A 19,831-nucleotide genomic window follows, 5' to 3' on the forward strand; every position below is an offset into this window, starting at 1 on the left:
TGTTAACCTTTTTATGTAGTAATAAAAGTGAGTAAGAAAAAAGAGGCTGAGAATGCTTTCTCAAACCTCTTATGATGACACGAGCTTATTCCGCTTTTTTATTTGAAAATTGGCTATTGTAGAGCTCATAGTAGAATCCTTTGTCTGCCAACAAGGATTGGTGATTTCCTTGCTCGATGATTTGGCCATCTTTGAGGACAAGGATTTTATCTGCTTCTTGAATGGTAGACAGGCGGTGAGCAATGACAAAGCTAGTCCGCCCTTTCATCAAATTCTTCATGGCTTTTTGAATCAAGAGTTCTAAACGCGTATCGACAGAAGACGTCGCTTCATCCAAAATCAATATTTTAGGATCCGCTAGGAGCGCACGCGCAATGGTTAGGAGCTGCTTTTGCCCTAGAGAAATATTGCTAGACTCCTGGTTCATTTCCATATTGTAACCACCAGGAAGCGTCCGGATAAAGTGATCAACATTGGCTGCTTTTGCGGCTTCCACAATTTCTTCATCCGTTGCTTCTAGGTTACCAAAGCGAAGGTTTTCTTTGATGGTTCCCTCGTACAACCAGGCATCCTGAAGTACCATCCCAAATTGCTTGCGGTAATCTTGGCGTGACAGATGGCGAATATCGTGGCCATCCACCGTAATCGATCCCGCAGTCACATCGTAAAAACGCATGAGCAAATTAATCAGAGTTGTTTTCCCTGCTCCGGTCGGTCCGACAATAGCCACCATTTCACCTGGTTTGACTTCTAGATTGAAATCGCGAATCAAGGGTTTGTCCGCTACGTATTGGAAATCAACGTTTTTAAAGCTGACTTGCCCTGTCAAATCTCCAGAGAGGGTTTCTGTCACATCTGCTACTTCATCTGGCTCATCCATGACTTGGAAAATCCGGTCTAGAGACGACTTAGCACTTTGTAGCTGACCTGCCAATTGGGTCAAGTTTTGAATCGGTTGGTTGATCTGCCAAACATATTGAACGAAGGCCTGCATATTCCCGACAGTCAAACGACCTGCTATCACTTGCAAGCCACCAAACAAAGCGATAATGAGATAAGTCAAATCTGAAATCCCATTTAAAATCGGCATCATTAAGCCAGAAATGAAATTAGCCTTGAACCCTACTTTTTGAAGGTGATGGGTAATATCATGAAATTCTTCCTGAGAAGATTTTTCCCGAACGTAGAGCTTAAGGACGTTAAAGCCTGTTAAATTTTCTTGCACAAAGCCGTTCATTGCCCCCAAAACATCTGCCTGCTCTTTAAAGTAAGGCTGAGATTTTTTCATGATAAATCGAGCACTGAAATAAGTGATCGGAATGGACAAAATGACCACTAGCCCCAGTTGGATGTTTAAGTATAATACCATGCTGATGACAAAAAGCAAGGTAAAGATAGCATTAACGATTTGTAAGAAGGACTGTTGCAAGGCATTCGAGACGGTTTCGACATCGCTAGTAAAACGTCCCAGTAAATCTCCGAACTGATGCCGGTCAAAATAAGAAACGGGAATGTGATTGATTTTATGAGACAAATCATTTCGCATGTCCTGAACGGTCTTTTGAACAGCATTGGTCATAAAATAGTTGGAATAATAAGATCCCAACTCATAGAGGACCCCACGGAATAGATAGAGCGTCATAATGATCGCGATATAGGAGGTATTAAGACCAGCTCCCGCAAGGCCTTTTGCCATATCCATGAGATTTTTTGTCAACTCAGTAATCGCAAGCCCCAAAACAAAGGGTTCGACAACACTCATGACGACACTTAGAATTTTTAAGAAAATGGACAAGCAAACTTCCAAGCGATAGGCTCTCAAATAAGTCCATAGTCTACTAAAACTGTTTTGTTCTTGTTTCATCTGCTTCTCCTTTCTATTCCTCTGTTAATGATGGACTATCGAGCTGCGAATTGGCAATTTCACGATAGATCTCATTGCTTTCCATCAATTCATCGTGGGTTCCTCGACCAACGATCTCCCCTTGGTCCAAGACAATAATTTGATCCGCATCCATAATGGTTCCCACGCGTTGCGCTACGATCAAGACGGTCGCATCTCCTGTGACTTCTTTGAGACGCTTCCGCAAAGTGGCATCCGTCTTGTAGTCTAAGGCAGAGAAGGAATCATCAAAAATAAAGACATCTGGATCTTTGACAACGGCACGAGCGATGGATAAGCGTTGTTTTTGACCACCTGAAAGGTTGCTACCACCTTCTGCCAAATGGGTATCAAAGCGTTCCTCACGACTGTCGATAAATTCCTTGGCTTGGGAAATTTCAGCCGCTTGTTCTAGCTCTTGTACAGAGGCATCTTCTTTCCCATAACGAAGGTTCTCAGCAATGGTTCCTGTAAAGAGCAAGGCCTTTTGCGGAATAAAACCAATCTTTTGGCGAAGGGCTTTCAGATTGTAGTCACGGACATCCACGCCATCCACCAAAATTTTCCCAAGCGTTACATCATAGAATCGAGGAATCAACTGCACAAGTGAAGATTTCCCAGAACCGGTCGAACCGATAAAGGCAATCGTTTCGCCAGGTTTGGCTTGAAAGGAAATGTTGTGAAGAACTGGACTCTCCGTCTCACCTGGATAGGCAAAGGTGACATTGTCAAATTCCAAATAGCCACGAGACGTTGTTTCTGTTACACCATTCTCATTTGGATCGATCGAAATGGGCATGTCCATGATTTCCTTGAGCCGACGGCTAGAAACCGCAGTCCGAGGATACATGGTAAAGAGATTGGCTAAAAAGAGGAAAGATAAGAGCGCGTGGAAGCTATACTCAATAAAAGCAACCAGATCCCCAATTTTCAAACTACCGTCATGAAGAGGATCCAAAGCAAACCAGACAATCGCCACAATCATAGCAATGATGATCTGCACAAATAAGGGCTCTGTCAAACCAGTTAGTTTGAACAATTTATTCGAGTTTTCTGCGTAGACTGCATTTTCAGCCGCAAATTTCTCTTCCTGGAATTCTTCACGGGCAAAGGCACGAATCACACGAAGTCCAGTCAAATTTTCACGCGCAAACTGATTAAGATGGTCGAGGGTCTTTTGTTGCTTCTCAGAAAGTGGACGTGTCTTAACTGCTACATACCAGACGACGACAGCAAGAAATGGTACAGATACCGCTACAATCCACGCTAAAGAAGGACTGGTTGTCAGAATCAAGAGAACACTGGAAACCATCATCAAGGGTGTGATGACCCCCATCTTCAACATAGAATCCGCAAACTGCATCAAAACAAAGGCATCCGAAGTCAAACGAGTGACCAATGACGATACCCCAATTTGCTCATACTCGCGATGCGAGTACTCCTGTAACTTAGCATAGAGGTCATTTCGCATATCTCGGACCATGGTGGTCGTTAGTTGACCAACCGCGTAAGACAAGATAATCCGTCCCGCAATCCCAAGTAAAATAATCGCAAACATGACCCAGCCCCAGAAATACAGCCGATCCACATCACGCGGGTTAATCCCCTCATCAATCATGCGAGCTAGAATCGTTGGCAAGCCCAAATTGACAATAACAAACAGGACCGCTGAAAATAGATTCAGGGCTAGCCACTTGGGATACTTTTTCAAGTAAGACCAAATATATAGCATAGATGATTCTCCTTTTTCATAAATAATAACCTTGATCACACAGAAAAGAGGGAGCGAGACGAAATCATTTTCAAAGAAAATCATTCCTACCTCAGTCCCATCTGTAGTCTCATTTATTATATCAAACCAGTCATAAAAGTAAAGCGAAAGAGCAGGTTTCCCCGCTCTTCAGTCGCTTTATTTCGTGCGTTTGAGTTTAGCGTTTTTAAGAATCATAAGATCCCCTTGGTTGCTATTACTTAACTTAGAAAGATCAAATGTCAAATAGTCACCATCGACCTTATATGTAATCTTTTCTCCACTACCATCATTTGACGAGATTGTTTTCTCTTTTTGATTGATTTTGACATCATAAGATCGCTCATTCTTTTGACCAGCGACTTCACCCGCGATGCTGAGGGTTCCTTTAGAATCTTTGATCTTAATAGAAACTTCAAAATTAATAACGTCTCCAATAGACTCTAATTGACTACCTGATAAGCCCTGCTCTTCAAGAATCTTCTTGAGTTCAGTTTTTGTTGGTTTGTAGACATAAGTCCCATTATCACTTTTGGCACCACATGCCACCAAGAGGACTGCTGCAAAAACTGCAACGAAAGCTAAAAGAATACGTTTAATATTTTTCATAATCAATCTCCTAATGTATTTTATAATGAGATTTTACCACTATTTTCATACTGATTCAAGATATTTTAAAGAAGAAAAAGAGCAGATCCCCTCTGCCCTTCTCTTGTATTATTTTGTACGTTTGAATTTAGCGTTTTTGAACATTTCCAAAGCGGCTTCATGACCTGAACTCTTTTCACCAGATAAATCAAAAGTGAACACATCGCCTGAAACTTTGTATTTAACCTTCTCACCTTCACCTGTTTTAGATTGAAGAGTTTTCTTTTGTTGGTCAACTTTCATATCAAATGATTGGTCAGTCTTTTGTCCCATCATTTCACCTTTAATTTTAAGGCTACCTGTTTTGTCTTTAATGGTCACTGAAACTTCCAATTTAACATTGTCGATCAATGCATCTACACTTGAACTTGGAGCACCTTGTTCTTCAAGGATTTCCTTCACTTCAGTTTTTGATGGTTTGTAGACATAAGTCCCGTTATCACTTTTGGCACCACATGCCACCAAGAGGACTGCTGCAAAAACAGCTACTACAGCTAAAAGAATACGTTTAAAGTTTTTCATAACTTCTCCTTTTTAGTTAGATTCACCCTATTATATCAACAATTCAGACACACGGCAATGAAATATTACAAATGTAATACTCTTGTAATATATTTATCAACTAATATGTAACGATTAAATAGGCAGGATCCGTACCTACCTTCGCTAAATTATTTAACTTTTTTAAACTTAGCCATTTTTATAAAGTTTATAAAAATATCAGAACCACTCGAGTTTGATTCTTTCACATCCATAAAGGTTAGCATATGATTAGAAATTTTATACGACATCTTTGTCCCACTGTCATCATTCTTCATTACAAATATTTTGTGTTTTTGGTCAACCTTAAAATCATAGGATTGATTGGTATTTTGAACATTTGATTTTATTTGAACCTTCATAACGCCTTCTTTGTCCTTAATGATAATCGAAACCCTAAATTTATAATCATCTGTAATGATATAAGCAAGTTGACTTGGTAGCATCTCCCTCACTTCTTCTGTTGAGGGTTCGAATACATAAGTCCCATTATCACTTTTTAGACCACAGGCTACCAAGAGGACTGCTGCAAAAACTGCAACTAAAGCCAAAAGAAGCTGTTTAAAATTTTTCATACCTTCTCCTTGTTTCAACGAATATCCCTATTATAGCAATAATTTTTTCGTATCTCAATGAAAGATTAGATAATACAGGGCTTGTAAAAGTCACAAAAGAAAGAATGCACGAAAAAACCAAGGCCTAAACCTCGGTTTTCATTTTGATTGGAAACTCTATTATTTAAGAGTAACTGAAGCTCCAGCTTCTTCCAATTTACCTTTGATTTCTTCAGCTTCAGCAGCTGCAACACCTTCTTTGATGACACCAGGTGCACCATCAACAAGTTCTTTAGCTTCTTTAAGACCAAGACCAGTGATTTCACGTACAACTTTGATAACGCCGACTTTCTTGTCGCCTGCAGATGTCAATTCGATATCGAATGAATCTTTAGCAGCACCTGCGTCAGCAGCACCAGCTGCAGCAACAGCTACAGGAGCAGCTGCAGTTACACCAAATTCTTCTTCGATAGCTTTTACAAGGTCGTTCAATTCAAGGATTGAAGCTTCTTTAATTTCAGCAATAATGTTTTCAATGTTCAATGCCATTGTTATTTCCTCCAAATAAGTTTAAATTTTATATTTTTATTATTTTGTAGCTAGGCTACGCTGCGTAGCTTAAGATTAAGCTGCGTCTTCTTTGTTGTCTGCAACCGCTTTGACTGCAAGAGCAACGTTGCGCACTGGCGCTTGAAGTACAGAAAGGAGCATAGAAAGAAGTCCTTCGCGGTTTGGAAGAGTTGCAAGTGCAAGAATCTCTTCTTTAGATGCGACAGCGCCTTCGATTGCACCACCTTTGATTTCAAGTGCTTCAGCGTCTTTTGCAAAATCGTTCAAGATTTTCGCAGGTGCGATAACATCTTCGTTAGAAAATGCTACTGCAGAAGGTCCAACGAATACAGATGCAAGATCTTCAAGACCAGCTTTTTCAGCTGCACGACGCAAGATTGAGTTTTTGATAACTTTAAACTCAACTTCGCTTCCGCGAAGGTTGCGACGAAGAACTGTATCTTGCTCAACTGTCAAACCGCGAGAATCTACAACGACGATTGATGCAGCAGCTTTCATTTTTTCAGCTACTACGTCAACTAGTTCCGCTTTTTTAGCAATAATTGCTTCACTCATTAGTGTGTTCACCTCCGTAATTATTTTGCTTGGGGAATTTTTCCAAAAGAAAAACGCGCCCAAACCTAGACACGAAAGTACAATACGCTTCTTTTAATTGATACGTTTTGTCCTCGGTAGGATTTTTATGAGTCGAGCTCCCCTACTGTCTTAGGCAGTTTTTTCAAACCGTAAATTAGTTTATCACATATAAAAAAAGAATGCAAGTACTTTTGCAAACTTTTTTATATTTTTTAATCGTTGTAAAGACTCTTGATATTATTCAACCAAGCATAGGCTAGTCCCATTAGGACTCCTCCTCCTACCCAGTTGGCAAAGAAGGTAACACCATAGTGGCGTAAAATATTAAAAAATTCAAAATGTGGCAATTGGCTAGATACTGAATTAAAGCTTAATAATGAGAAAGAAGCAAAATTAGCCGCCAAGTGTTCATTGGTCATAAAGACAAACATATAAATAGCAGATAGGGCTAAGAGCACCTTCGCTGTTTCATCTTTAAAATATAAATAAGAAAGAATAGCAATATTTACAAAGATATTGGCAATGACTCCTTCAAAGAAAACCACTTGATTGCTCCGTTGGAGTTTATTTTCTGCCACCGTAGCTAGGAAACCTTTTGGATCGATATGAGCAAAGGCTGTAGTTTGATTGAACAGAAAAGCTACGATTAAAGCACCAATTAAATTAAAGAAGGTACAATAAAGTAAAATCTCCAAAGCTTTCTTCCAGTGAATTTTCTTTAGATAGGTTCCCGCCGTCAAATACATCATATTTGAGGTGGTTAATTCCGCATTTAAGAATAAGAGGTAAACCAACCCCCAGGCAAAGATGAATGGAAATAGGAAACGACCCGTTCCAGGTACAAAGCTATTTAATAAGTCAGCTGCAACTGCTCCGACCGCCGTACTTAAAGTAAGAAATCCTCCTGCAAAAATAGAGCGAACTGCATAGCGAGTCTTAGATTTCTGATAAAGGTCCTCTTTCTTATTACACGCCGCTCCCACTTTTTGAATGAAATTAGATTCAGACATAAAAATCTCCTTATAAAATGTTTGTGAATAAAATCATTATAGCATAGAAAGAAGCCTTTGAAAAGGTTTTCAGGAAGAATTCTTAAATTCAAAATATATACGTTTTAAATCATATACCAGGAAATAATAAAAAACAGGCATTTGCCTGCTTTTCTTTTTTAATAGTTTAAACGGTTCGCCCAAGCGATATCCAAATTCAAGATTTCTTGTGAAGTGAACTGTTGACGATATGGATTGTATACCGAACCAGTGATACCACCCTGAACATTTGGTGAATCATATTGAGTCAAATTATAGGTTTCAATGATATTATTGAGCTTTGCGTAGTAGCTAGTATCTGTCGCATAAACACCTGTCAAAGCTGCTGTTGCGTCTTGATAACTTGATGTGTTACTCTTCCAAGCACCTGCAAAATGTCCTTGTTTCAAAACTGCTACATAGTCTTGCAATGATTCATAGTAAGATGGGTATGAACAGAAAGCATCATTAATCGTATACGCATTTCCAGCACCATCATCTTCCCAAGTTTGCATCACTGCAGATTGCCCAGCATAACTTCCTTTAATCCCAAAAAGATTGTAATGTGGATAAGAAGCCAAACCAGACTGTCCTGATCCACTTTCCAAGATCGCTTGTGCGATCATAACGGAAGCATAAAGATCATTCTCTTGACCAAGCTGACGAGCTGACTCACCAATTTGTGAGATGAAAGCTTCAGTTGGGTCCGAGTATGCTTGGTAAGTTCCATCATTAGCACCAACTGATGTTACGTGCTCGCTCATAGCAGCAGCAAATGTCCCCACCGCTAATACAGAAACGAACAAACCAAATAATTTCGTTTTATTCCGTATTTTCTTTTTCATAATACAATTTATCTCCAATTAATTTTTTATCATCTTTTATCTTTATAGAGATTATACCATATAAATAGAAGAAAACAAAGCCACTTATATTACACTTCTATTACAATTGCGAGATAAATCCAAAACAAAAATGACATTTTCATGTCATTTCAATTTATTTCGTAAAACGCATTTTCCAAAATAGCATCCCATGACTCCTCTAGTCCTTCCTTGGTTACCGAAGAAAAGACAATGAAAGTATCTGCTGGATCAAAATCCAGTTTTTTCTTAATAATGGATTCATGTTTGTTCCATTTTCCACGTGGAATCTTATCTGCCTTGGTTGCTACTAAGATCACAGGGATTTCATAATATTTTAAGAATTCATACATCTGAACATCATCTGCAGAAGGTTCATGACGAAAATCGACTAGGCTAACGACTGCTTTTAAGTTCTCACGACTGGTGAGGTATTCTTCAATCATCCGCCCCCACTTCTCGCGTTCTTTTTTAGAGACACGTGCATAGCCATAACCAGGTACGTCTACCAAACGGAGTTTATCATCGATATTGAAAAAATTTAGCAATTGGGTTTTTCCTGGTTTCCCAGATGTTCTGGCCAGGTTCTTTCGATTTAAGAGAGTATTAATAAAAGAAGACTTGCCGACATTTGATCGACCGGCAAGTGCAACTTCTGGAATCTCATCTTGAGGATAATGACTCTTATTTGCAGCGCTTAAGAGGATATCCGCATTATGTGTGTTAATTTCCATATTTTATCTTTCTAGGCTGTTTCAAGAATTGGTTTTTCTGTTCCGTCAACAGCTTCTTTTGTGATTCGAACAAGTTTGACATCTTCTTGACTTGGAATTTCAAACATGACATCCATCATGGTTTCTTCGATAATCGAACGAAGTCCACGAGCTCCTGTTTTTCTTTCGATGGCTTTATTCGCAATCTCTTGAAGTGCTTCGTCATCAAATTCCAATTCAACATTATCATAAGAGAGTAAGGTTTGGTATTGTTTTACCAGAGCATTGCGTGGCTCTTTCAAGATACGGACAAGATCGTCAACTGTCAATTGCTCAAGAGCAGCAAAGACTGGAAGACGTCCGATCAATTCTGGGATAATCCCAAATTTTTGAATATCTTCCGCAACGATTTCTTGCATGTAAGAGCTTGATTCATCTATAGCTTTATTGTTCTTACCGAAACCGATGACTTTTTCACCGAGACGTTGCTTAACAATTTCTTCGATCCCATCAAAGGCTCCTCCTACGATAAAGAGGATGTTCTTGGTGTCCACTTGGATCATCTCTTGTTGAGGGTGTTTGCGTCCCCCTTGAGGTGGAACACTAGCAACTGTCCCTTCGATAATTTTCAAGAGGGCTTGTTGCACTCCTTCACCAGAAACGTCACGTGTGATCGAGACATTTTCACTTTTCTTAGCGATCTTATCAATTTCATCGACATAGATGATGCCACGTTCTGCACGCTCAATATTGAAATCCGCTGCCTGAAGAAGTTTTAAGAGAATATTTTCAACGTCTTCACCCACATAACCAGCTTCAGTTAAAGCTTTTGCATCTGCAATAGCAAATGGAACATTCAGGCTACGAGCCAAGGTTTGGGCCAAGAAAGTCTTTCCTGAACCAGTAGGTCCAATCATGAGGATGTTTGATTTTTGCAATTCAACATCCGTCTCATCTTCGCGTGTATCGTGGAAGTTAATGCGTTTGTAGTGGTTGTATACCGCTACTGCAAGGGCACGTTTAGCCCGATCTTGACCGATGACATAGTGGTTCAAGATATTGAGCAATTCGATTGGTTTTGGGACTTCACTAAGGTCAGCTAGGACTTCTTCAGCAAGCTCCTCGCGGATGATTTCTTGAGCTAATTCTACACATTCATTACAGATAAACGCATTGTTTCCTGCAATGATTTTTTGGACTTCATCTTGACTCTTTCCGCAAAATGAGCAATAAACCATCATATCATTGTTTTGATTCGTTGGCATGTATTTCCTCTTTCTGTCATTTTCTGTTTCTATTTAGTTTAAAATAAGGTCATGTAAAAGGCGTGAATGGAATTCACAAGATTGGTAAAAGCATTTAGTAAGAATAAAATAGCGAGGCCAAACCGTTTTTTACGAAAGGTTTGTAAGGCGCAAATCAAACAGATGACACATAGGACAGCTGTAAAAAAACCAAAGACACTTCGCTCCATTAGTCTAAATCCTTTCTCTTATAATAGTTGACCGTAAAATCATATGGATTTTTCTCATCTTTCAGATGGGGAACTTGACGGACCTTTTCATAACGTTTCTCATCAAATTTTGGTGCCAATGTATCGCCATCAAGCGTTGCATGAATCATGGTCTGGATCAACTCTTCTAACTGATCAGAGAAAAGCCTTAAAATCTGACTGCCTCCAATAATGTAAAGATTCTTCTCTTGGTTCTGATACCACTCTAAGACTTCTTCTTTGCTATGCATGACGAGTACAGCATCATTTTCAGAATCATAAGCCTGATCTTGCGTTAAGATAATGCTAGTCCGACCTGGTAGAACCCGTTTTTTCATACCATCAAAGGTCACTCTTCCCATAAGAATCGCTTGCCCCATGGTCGTTTCTTTGAAATGCTGAAGCTCAGCTGGCAAATGCCAAGGCATGACTTGGTCCTTCCCAATAATGCCATTTTCAGTTTGAGCCCAGATACCAATTATCTTTTTCATTCTCTCATCCTTTACACTGATACTTCTATTTTATCAAATTTTCTTATAAAAGACTGATTTCAACTATCTAGTTTGGAGGATATTTTTTTAAATACAAACAGAAAAAACCGCGAGAATTTCGCGGTTTTTCTTAGCCACAAGTTAGCTTAGTCTTCTTTTTTGCGTTTTGCAAATCCGAATAATGAGAGACCTGCTAAAGCGCTAAAGATTGCAAGACCAGCAGTAGAAGATTCTTTTGTTCCTGTGTTTGGAAGTTGTGCAGTAGGATTTTGTGGATCAATATACTTCACTTCTTCTTTCGTTTCTGGAACGACAGGAATCGTTGGTTCTTCTGGTTTTGGTTGTGGATTAGGTTGTGGTTGTGGTGTTGGTTGCGGTTGTGGTTGTGGAGTAGGCTGTGGCTGTGGCTCTGGTGTCGGAGTTGGATCCGGCATTGGAGTTGGTGTCACAGTCTTCTTGTAGATATGTTGAGTGTTTCCATCTTTATCTACAACAGTCTTCACGAAGTCATAACCTGGGATATCTTTCTTCGGTTGTTCCCCATCTTCTGTTGGGTTACCTGGGATTGGGTCCCCATTTTCGTCTACATACGAAGTCGTAACTTTTTCATAGACGTGTTCAGTATCACCATTAGGCAATTTCTTCGTTTCCACAAAGTGGTAACCTGGAATTTCAGCTTTTGGTTCTTCTCCATCAACTGTAGGATATCCTGGGATTTCCTTACCATCTTTATCAACAAACTTAGTGATTGGAAGGACAGTTGGTGTGTAAGTTGCAGAAGCTTTGGTTCCATTTACATCTTCACGAACTACTGTTACTGCTGGTGCAGTTCCAGTGAATTCTGGTTCTGGAGTGAAGGTTACAGTTCCATCTGCTGCTACTGTGTATGTACCAACACCTGGAATTGTCTTCGTAGTTGAACCATCTTCAAAGGTTGCTGGAACTCCGTCATTCATTGGTACACGGCTATCGCCTTCTGTGAAGGTTGGTTTGCCTGTTTGGGTTTGACCCTTCTTACCAATTGAAGTAACTGGTTCTGCTGTTGGTGTAACTGGTTTTACAGTTGGTGTGTAAGTTGCGGTAATTGGTGTACCGTTCTTATCGACACGTTTCACGGTTACGCCTGTACCTGTTCCTGTGAATGATTTTTCTGGTACGAAGGTTACGGTTCCATCTGGAGAAACGGTGTAAGTTCCTTCACCTGGAATAACTTTAGTAGTTGATCCATCTTCAAATGTAGCTGGTACATCATCATCCATTGGCACACTTGGGTTACCAGGCGTGAAGCTTGGTTTACCTGTTTGGGTTTGACCTTGGATGTCTGTAGATGTTGCAGGATCAGCTGTTGGAGTCACAGGAGTTACTGTTGGTGTATAAGTTGCAGAAGCTTTGGTTCCATTCTTATCTTCACGAACCACTGTCACTGCTGGTGCAGTTCCGACGAATGATTTTTCTGGTACGAAGGTTACGGTTCCGTCTGGAGCAACTGTGTAAGTACCAACACCTTTAACTGTCTTCGTAGTTGAACCATCGTCAAATGTTGCTGGAACATCATCGTTCATTGGTACACGGCTGTCACCTTCAGTAAATACAGGTTTACCAGTTTGTGTTGCACCTTGGATGTCAGTAGATACTGCTGGAGTTGCAGTTGGTGTAACAGGCGTTACAGTTGGTGTATAAGTCGCAGAAGCTTTTGTTCCGTTCTTATCTTCACGAACCACTGTCACTGCTGGTGCAGTTCCAACAAATGATTTCTCTGGTACAAATGTCACTGTTCCGTCTGGGGCTACAGTATAAGTACCAACGCCATCTACTGTCTTCGTAGTTGAACCATCGTCAAATGTTGCTGGAACATCATCGTTCATTGGTACACGACTGTCACCTTCAGTGAATTCAGGTTTACCAGTTTGTGTTGCACCTTGGATATCAGTAGATGTTGTTGGCTTAGCTGTTGGAGTTACTGGTGTAACTGTTGGTGTGTAGGTTGCAGTAACTGGAGTACCGTTCTTATCAACACGTTTCACTGTTACGCCTGTACCTGTTCCTGTGAATGATTTTTCTGGTACGAAGGTTACGGTTCCGTCCGGAGCAACTGTGTAAGTTCCTTCTCCTGGAATAACTTTTGTTGTTGAACCATCTTCAAAGGTAGCTGGTACATCATCATCCATTGGGATTGCAGGGTTACCAGGTGTGAAGCTTGGTGTACCTGTTTGTGTTTTACCTTGGATATCTGTCGATGTTGCAGGATCAGCAGTTGGTACAACTGGAGTGATCTTCGGTGTGTAAGTTGTCTCAGCAACAGTTCCATTTGTATCTTTACCTTGAACCTTAACTGGAACAACATCACCTGAGTAAGATTTATCCGTTGGTGTGAAGGTCACAACACCTGTTTCTTTATCAACGGTGAAGGTACCAATTTCTTTACCTTCTGGTGATTTAGCAACTACAGATTCTGCTGGTTGACCATTTTCATCAAGAAGAGTAATGGTATCCTTGTCGATTGGTGCAACTGGGTCACCTTCAGTGAAGTTTACAGTTCCAGTTTGAACCACACCTTGAGGTGCTTCTGATTCAGCTGAACTTGCTGTTGGAGTTACTGGTGTTACAGTTGGTGTGTACTTAGCAGTAACTGGAGTACCGTTCTTATCGACACGTTTAACCGTTACGCCTGTACCTTCTCCAGTGAATGATTTTTCTGGAACAAATGTTACGGTTCCGTCTGGAGCAACAGTGTAAGTTCCTTCACCAGGAATAGTCTTGGTTGTTGAGCCATCTTCAAATGTTGCAGGTGTATCATCATCCATTGGAACATTTGGATTACCTGGTGTGAAGGTTGGTGTACCTGTTTGCGTTTGACCTTGTTTGTCAGTAGATGTTGTATCTTCTGCAGTTGGTGTAACTGGTGTTACGGTTGGTGTATAAGTCGCAGAAGCTTTTGTTCCGTTCTTATCTTCACGAACCACTGTTACAGCTGGAGCAGTTCCAACGAATGATTTTTCTGGTACGAAGGTCACTGTACCGTCTGCTGCTACTGTGTAAGTACCAACGCCATCTATAGTCTTCGTAGTTGATCCATCATCGAAGGTTGCTGGAACATCATCGTTCATAGGCACACGGCTGTCACCTTCGGTGAATTTAGGTTTACCAGTTTGAGTTGCACCTTGGATATCTGTTGATTCAGCTGGTGTTGCTGTTGGTGTTACTGGTGTCACAGTTGGTGTGTACTTAGCTGTGATTTCAGTACCGTTCTTGTCCACGCGTTTCACTGTTACGCCTGTAGCAGTTCCAGTGAATGATTTTTCTGGTACGAAGGTTACGGTTCCATCTGGAGCAACAGTATATGTTCCTTCACCATCTACTGTCTTAGTGGTTGAGCCATCTTCGAAGGTAGCTGGAGTATCTTCATCGATTGGAACATTTGGATTGCCTTCCGTGAAGGTTGGTTTACCAGATTGTGTTTGACCTTGAATATCTGTCGATGTAGCATCTTCAGAAGTTGGAACAACCGGAGTAATCTTCGGTGTATAAGTTGTTTCAACTGTAGTTCCATTTGCATCAGCTGCTTGAACCTTAACTGGGACAACATCCCCTGAATAAGATTTATCTGTTGGTGTGAAAGTAACTACACCTGTATCTTTATCAACTGTGTATGTACCGATCACATCACCTGCTGGTGATTTCGCTTCTACTGATGCTGCTGGTTGACCATTTTCATCAAGAAGAGTAATCGAATCCTTGTTAATTGGAGCTACTTCATCACCTTCAGTGAAGGTTACAGTGCCAGTTTGAACAAGACCTTGAGGTCCAGTAGATTCAGCTGGTGTTGCAGTTGGAGTTACTGGAGTTACAGTTGGTGTGTAAGTTGCAGAAGCTTTTGTTCCGTTCTTATCTTCACGAACAACTGTTACGGCTGGTGCTTTACCTGTGAATGATTTTTCAGGAACAAAGGTTACAGTTCCGTCGGCTGCTACTGTGTAAGTACCAACACCATCTACTGACTTGGTAGTTGAGCCATCGTCGAAAGTAGCTGGAACGTCATCGTTCATTGGTACTCGGCTGTCGCCTTCAGTAAATTCAGGCTTACCTGTTTGAGTTTGACCTTGCTTACCTGTTGTTTCAACTGGTGTCGCTGTCGGTGTGACAGGAGTTACAGTTGGTGTATAAGTTGCAGAAGCTTTTGTTCCGTTCTTATCTTCGCGAACAACCGTCACTGCTGGAGCAGTACCAGTAAATGATTTCTCAGGTACGAATGTCACTGTTCCGTCTGCTGCTACTGTGTAAGTACCAACGCCGTCAACAGTCTTCGTAGTTGAGCCATTGTCAAATGTGGCTGGAACATCATCGTTCATTGGCACGCGGCTATCGCCTTCAGTAAATACAGGCTTACCTGTTTGTGTAGCACCTTGAATATCAGTTGTTTCAACTGGTTTCGCAGTAGGTGTTACTGGAGTTACAGTTGGTGTATACGTTGCAGAAGCTTTAGTTCCATTCTTATCTTCACGAACAACAGTTACGGCTGGTGCTTTACCTGTGAATGATTTCTCAGGAACAAATGTAACTGTACCGTCTGCTGCTACTGTGTAAGTACCAACGCCTTCTACTGTCTTAGTTGTTGAGCCATCGTCAAATGTTGCTGGAACATCTTCGTTGATTTCAACAGTCTTCTCAACGCCATCAACAGTCACAGTTCCACCCTTGAATTCAGGTTTACCTTTTTGAGTTGCACCTTGAATGTCTGTTGTTTCTGCTGGAGTTGCAGTTGGGGTTACAGGTAATACTGTTGGTGTGTAGGTCGCAGAAGCTTTCGTTCCGTTCTTATCTTCACGAACAACGGTTACTGCTGGTGCAGTTCCGACAAATGATTTCTCAGGAACAAATGTCACAGTTCCATCTGCTGCTACTGTGTATGTACCAATACCTTCAACAGTCTTAGTTGTTGAGCCGTCGTCGAATTTTGCTGGAACAGCTTCGTTGATTTCAACAGTTTTCTCAACGCCATCAACCGTTACGGTTCCACCCTTGAATTCAGGTTTACCTGTTTGAGTTGCACCTTGAATGTCTGTTGTTTCTGCTGGAGTTGCAGTTGGGGTTACTGGAACGATTTCAGGTGTGTAAGTTGTATCAACTTTGATACCGTTTGAACTTTCGGCTTGAACTTTAGCTGGAGTTACTTTACCTGTATAAGATTTATCAGTTGGTGTGAAGGTTACTTGACCAGTTGCTGGGTCAATAGTGAAGGTACCGATTGGTGTTGTACCATCTTCAGCGTAAGCTGGTGTGCTTGAAACTTCGTTCCCGTCATTATCCAAGAGTGTATAGCTATTGTCTTTAATCGTAATAGCTTTATCTTCACCATTTACTTGGACAGTCGTTCCTGCAAAGGTTGGTGTCCCTGTTTGTGTTGCACCTTGCACATCTTTAGAAGTTGCTGGGTTTGCAGTTGGAACTGCAGGCACAACAGTTGGTGTGTAAGTCGCATCAGAAGTAATGGTTGCAGTCTTGCCATTAGCATTTGTAATGGTAGCAGTTGCCTGAACAGTTACTCCTTTTGCAGTACCAACAAAGTCTTTTTCTGGCGTAAATGTTACTGCTCCAGTCGTTGGGTCGATAGTATAGCTACCTTCACCTGCTACTGTCACAGTTGTTTCATCAGTTGGTTGACCAGTTGCGGGATCCACCAATTTCTTGCTTGTGATTTCAGCAGTCTTATCATTACTCAAATCAAAGGTTGGTGTTTGGGTTTGAGGAACGTTTTGAACATCCGCAGAAACCTTGTCTGTAGGAGTCACTGTGATTGGTGTGACAGTTGGAGTGTACTTAGCTGTTGCAGTCTTAATGTACTCCTCTTGAACCTTACCTTCTTTGTTTCGACCAACTGGCGCTGACAATGTAACATCCACACCTTTGGCTGTACCAGTAAAGCTTGGATCTGGAGTGAAGGTTACTTCACCCGTTGAAGGATTAATCGTATAAGTTCCTTCCCCTTCAACTGTTACAGATGGCGCATCAGTAGTGAGACCTGTGGCAGGATCCACCAACTTAGCAGGATATTCGGCACTTGGAGTGATTGCAATCTTTTCACCATTTGAGTTAGTCGCAGTTGTGTTAAAGGTCGGAGTTTCTTTTTGAGTCGCACCTTGAACATCAGTCGAAGTTTTGTCAACTCCTTCGATTTCAATTGGAGTGACTGTTGGAACGTATTGACCATCCATGGTATTCAACTGACCATTAATGTTTGCTTCTTGATCTGGGAATTTTGTTGACCAACCAGTATCGTAACCGTTGTTATCTGAACGACGGATAGAAATACCATCAGCTGTTCCAAGGAAGTTATCTTCTGGGATAAATTCAACGTCGACATCTTTACCGTTGGCAGTAATCTTGTACTTACCTTGTCCTGGAACGACATAGTAACCGTCCGCATCAAGAGTTGCACGGTTGCCATCTTTATCAACGATGTATGGTTCTACCGTTTCGTCAATAACGGCACTAGAATTAAGCTCATACTTGTGTTCTCCACGTGCTGTAAAGGTTACAGTTGCAGTTTGCTTTGCCCCTTGAGGACCACTTGTTTCCTTGAATTCCCCTTTTGGTGGGTGCGTAATTTGAGTTCTGAAGTCTTCCACTTCCCCTGAGAAGGCCATACCAGTTGGGCTCTCAATCTCGGTAGCTTTCTTGGCAATACGAACACGAGCACCTAGTTCTTTAACGCTAGGGTCGATATAAGTCTTGCTATTTGCAAAGGTCAACTCAACAGTGCCATCTTGTGTGATTGTAGCGAGATTTGAGCGTTCATCCTCATCGAATTTACCATTTTGGTTAAAGTCTACCCAACCATAGATATGTGCTTCTGAAGCTCCATCTGTATGAGCTTGAACTGACAGCTTGTAGTTACCTGGGCGTGTACGGTCCATCTTGATCATCTCATTGGTTGTACCTTTAAGCTCATCTGGAAGCAATTGGTTAATTCCTTCATCGGCCGTAGTTGCCTTATCATCACCGAACCAGTCGAGAGTCGTATTCTCATCCATATCAGGACTCACGTTACCAAGATACGGTTGATTTACTTTAGCTCCAGTAACGCCATCTACAGTTGCAATGGTATGAACTGCCTTACCGTATGACTCAGGAGCATCCCCTTCATCAAGTGGGAAGAATCCTAGCATAGCAGACTGTTTACCACCTGAAGCGATGTAAAGTCCCACTTCAGATGCTCCGCGCGTCATTACGATTGGAACCGTTCTATTTCCTTCAGAAATGTTTGGTCCAAAGATACCGGTTCCTAAACCACCGGTAACTTTGTCAGGATTTCCAAAGTATTTCCAAGCTACTGGTTTCTTTTCTGGTCCAACTTCAGTAGATCTACGAAGTTGGTTTAAGTTGGTATTATTAAATTTAGGATTAGGTCCAAAAAGATTTTCAGTATCTTGTGGTTCATAAGTTACAGAAGTTTTTGGTCTGGTAAACTTTTTCCATTCTCCAATATGCTGCCAACCTTCTCCATTGGTAGTAAACATAACTAATTCACCTGGGTTAGCAGACTCCCCATCAGCCATAACAATAGCTGGCTTAACTGTCTTGCCACGGAAGGTTGCAGAGATTTCAAACTGAACTCCAATATTTCCACCATTCAAAGCTGAACTTATGGTAGTCTTCTTGGTTTTCGTATCAATATTCTCAAATCTGATTTCAGTCCAATTATTTTGGGCATCAGCGACGATTTTGGCTTCTTCACCATTGTTAAAAGCTTGCTTAGCAGCATTTGAAGTGACTCCACTTACATAACCATTTTTTGCATTTGGATCATAGGTTGCTTTTTCAGCTTCTGTAGCCCCTTGATTTTCCATCCGTTTCTTATAGATTTCAGTCGCTTGGAAAGGTTTCAAGGATTTGACTTTTACAGTAACTACATAACCAGGCATGATTTCCTTGGTATAGGTAGACCCAACTTGAAGAGCCAATTTTTCTTCTAAGTTCTCAGTTGGTTTAACTTCACTTTTAGGAACTAATACTGTAGTAGTTCCTGTCCAGTTAGCTACATCTCCAAAGTCCAACCATGAGATTTGGCTAGCCATAGATTTGGCATCAACATTTGTTGTAAAGCCAGGTTTTTCAACTTTTGGAGTTGAAGTTGCATCTTCAACATCATCCCCAATCAAGCTTTCGTCATTAGGATCACCGATCGCACGGCGAGTACGACGGCGAGAAGTGTTGGCTGTCTCTTCCGTTGCGACTGTATTGTTTGCTGTTACACCTTGTCCAGCTGAAAGAGTTGGTGTTTCTTTTTTATCTGCAGTTGTTGAAGCTGCTTCTGCTGCCTTGTTTACTGGCGTAGTAGCTTCCAATTTTGCTGTTTCGGAAGTAGCTGGAGCACTTGATGTTGCTGAAGCTGCTGTACTTGTGCTACTTACTTCGCTAGTTGAAGCAGGTGCTGTTGAAGTCGCTGCTGCTGTAACAGCTGGGTTTGCTTCATAAGTTGTTGGAGCTGTGCTCGTTGTTTCAGCTGTTGATGCTGCTGAAACAGCTGTTGAAGTTGCTTGCGCTTCTGACGCTGTTGCAACCGCCGCTACACTTTCATTTGTCGTATCTTTCTTTTCTTCTGCGGCTGCACTTGCGGCTGTCCCAACCATGACAAGTGTTCCCAAAAGTACTGAGCAAACACCCACATTCAATTTACGAATTGAGAATCTGCTAATACGATCGTTAAATAAGTCTTTCCCCATC

At 41.2% G+C, this 19,831-nt stretch carries 13 protein-coding genes and 1 other annotated feature; all 13 genes read right to left on the bottom strand.

The window, feature by feature from the left end; genetic code table 11:
• Positions 1-85: 85 nt before the first annotated feature.
• The gene (locus LPB220_RS06005; protein WP_070673966.1) at positions 86-1,864 is read right to left on the bottom strand and encodes an ABC transporter ATP-binding protein; all 1,779 of its coding nucleotides are present in this window, start codon (positions 1,862-1,864) and stop codon (positions 86-88) included.
• 13 nt (positions 1,865-1,877) lie between these two features.
• Complete coding sequence (locus LPB220_RS06010; RefSeq protein WP_150906142.1) at positions 1,878-3,614, bottom strand: ABC transporter ATP-binding protein; 1,737 nt, start codon at positions 3,612-3,614, stop codon at positions 1,878-1,880.
• 177 nt (positions 3,615-3,791) lie between these two features.
• Positions 3,792-4,241 (bottom strand): hypothetical protein, encoded by a 450-nt coding sequence (locus LPB220_RS06015; RefSeq protein ID WP_003007430.1) that lies wholly within the window; start codon positions 4,239-4,241, stop codon positions 3,792-3,794.
• A 108-nt stretch (positions 4,242-4,349) separates the two neighbouring features.
• A complete protein-coding gene (locus LPB220_RS06020) occupies positions 4,350-4,802 on the bottom strand; it encodes a hypothetical protein (protein ID WP_003007432.1) in 453 nt (150 codons plus the stop codon).
• A 149-nt stretch (positions 4,803-4,951) separates the two neighbouring features.
• On the bottom strand, positions 4,952-5,395 hold the full coding sequence (locus LPB220_RS06025; RefSeq protein ID WP_150906144.1) for a hypothetical protein: 444 nt from the start codon (positions 5,393-5,395) through the stop codon (positions 4,952-4,954).
• A 159-nt stretch (positions 5,396-5,554) separates the two neighbouring features.
• Positions 5,555-5,923: a 50S ribosomal protein L7/L12 gene (gene rplL / locus LPB220_RS06030; protein ID WP_003001622.1), complete on the bottom strand. Its 369-nt coding sequence runs from the start codon at positions 5,921-5,923 to the stop codon at positions 5,555-5,557.
• 75 nt (positions 5,924-5,998) lie between these two features.
• Positions 5,999-6,499, bottom strand: coding sequence for a 50S ribosomal protein L10 (rplJ, locus tag LPB220_RS06035; RefSeq protein ID WP_003001722.1), 501 nt, complete (start codon positions 6,497-6,499; stop codon positions 5,999-6,001).
• A 38-nt stretch (positions 6,500-6,537) separates the two neighbouring features.
• Positions 6,538-6,672: a sequence feature (ribosomal protein L10 leader region), on the bottom strand.
• Between the two features lie 60 nt (positions 6,673-6,732).
• Positions 6,733-7,530, bottom strand: a complete 798-nt coding sequence (locus tag LPB220_RS06040; RefSeq protein WP_150906146.1) for a formate/nitrite transporter family protein — start codon at positions 7,528-7,530, stop codon at positions 6,733-6,735.
• A gap of 158 nt (positions 7,531-7,688) precedes the next feature.
• Positions 7,689-8,393, bottom strand: a complete 705-nt coding sequence (locus tag LPB220_RS06045; protein ID WP_150906148.1) for a glucosaminidase domain-containing protein — start codon at positions 8,391-8,393, stop codon at positions 7,689-7,691.
• Between the two features lie 149 nt (positions 8,394-8,542).
• On the bottom strand, positions 8,543-9,145 hold the full coding sequence (yihA, locus tag LPB220_RS06050; RefSeq protein ID WP_150906150.1) for a ribosome biogenesis GTP-binding protein YihA/YsxC: 603 nt from the start codon (positions 9,143-9,145) through the stop codon (positions 8,543-8,545).
• Between the two features lie 11 nt (positions 9,146-9,156).
• Positions 9,157-10,389 (bottom strand): ATP-dependent Clp protease ATP-binding subunit ClpX, encoded by a 1,233-nt coding sequence (gene clpX / locus LPB220_RS06055; protein WP_150906152.1) that lies wholly within the window; start codon positions 10,387-10,389, stop codon positions 9,157-9,159.
• Positions 10,390-10,597: 208 nt separating this feature from the next.
• Entirely contained in the window at positions 10,598-11,107 is a 510-nt protein-coding gene (locus LPB220_RS06065; RefSeq protein ID WP_049507821.1) for a dihydrofolate reductase, read from the bottom strand.
• Positions 11,108-11,253: 146 nt separating this feature from the next.
• Positions 11,254-19,830, bottom strand: coding sequence for a CshA/CshB family fibrillar adhesin-related protein (locus tag LPB220_RS06070; protein WP_150906154.1), 8,577 nt, complete (start codon positions 19,828-19,830; stop codon positions 11,254-11,256).
• Position 19,831: the final 1 nt, after the last annotated feature.

It is taken from the genome of Streptococcus sp. LPB0220 (assembly GCF_008727815.1).
GTDB lineage: Bacteria > Bacillota > Bacilli > Lactobacillales > Streptococcaceae > Streptococcus.

What these genes read in the sequence shown, in the direction of transcription:
- LPB220_RS06005 (WP_070673966.1), bottom strand. Translation starts at nt 1,864, where the DNA reads ATGAAACAAGAACAAAACAGTTTTAGTAGACTATGGACTTATTTGAGA.
- LPB220_RS06010 (WP_150906142.1), bottom strand. Translation starts at nt 3,614, where the DNA reads ATGCTATATATTTGGTCTTACTTGAAAAAGTATCCCAAGTGGCTAGCC.
- LPB220_RS06015 (WP_003007430.1), bottom strand. Translation starts at nt 4,241, where the DNA reads ATGAAAAATATTAAACGTATTCTTTTAGCTTTCGTTGCAGTTTTTGCA.
- LPB220_RS06020 (WP_003007432.1), bottom strand. Translation starts at nt 4,802, where the DNA reads ATGAAAAACTTTAAACGTATTCTTTTAGCTGTAGTAGCTGTTTTTGCA.
- LPB220_RS06025 (WP_150906144.1), bottom strand. Translation starts at nt 5,395, where the DNA reads ATGAAAAATTTTAAACAGCTTCTTTTGGCTTTAGTTGCAGTTTTTGCA.
- rplL (WP_003001622.1), bottom strand. Translation starts at nt 5,923, where the DNA reads ATGGCATTGAACATTGAAAACATTATTGCTGAAATTAAAGAAGCTTCA.
- rplJ (WP_003001722.1), bottom strand. Translation starts at nt 6,499, where the DNA reads ATGAGTGAAGCAATTATTGCTAAAAAAGCGGAACTAGTTGACGTAGTA.
- LPB220_RS06040 (WP_150906146.1), bottom strand. Translation starts at nt 7,530, where the DNA reads ATGTCTGAATCTAATTTCATTCAAAAAGTGGGAGCGGCGTGTAATAAG.
- LPB220_RS06045 (WP_150906148.1), bottom strand. Translation starts at nt 8,393, where the DNA reads ATGAAAAAGAAAATACGGAATAAAACGAAATTATTTGGTTTGTTCGTT.
- yihA (WP_150906150.1), bottom strand. Translation starts at nt 9,145, where the DNA reads ATGGAAATTAACACACATAATGCGGATATCCTCTTAAGCGCTGCAAAT.
- clpX (WP_150906152.1), bottom strand. Translation starts at nt 10,389, where the DNA reads ATGCCAACGAATCAAAACAATGATATGATGGTTTATTGCTCATTTTGC.
- LPB220_RS06065 (WP_049507821.1), bottom strand. Translation starts at nt 11,107, where the DNA reads ATGAAAAAGATAATTGGTATCTGGGCTCAAACTGAAAATGGCATTATT.
- LPB220_RS06070 (WP_150906154.1), bottom strand. Translation starts at nt 19,830, where the DNA reads ATGGGGAAAGACTTATTTAACGATCGTATTAGCAGATTCTCAATTCGT.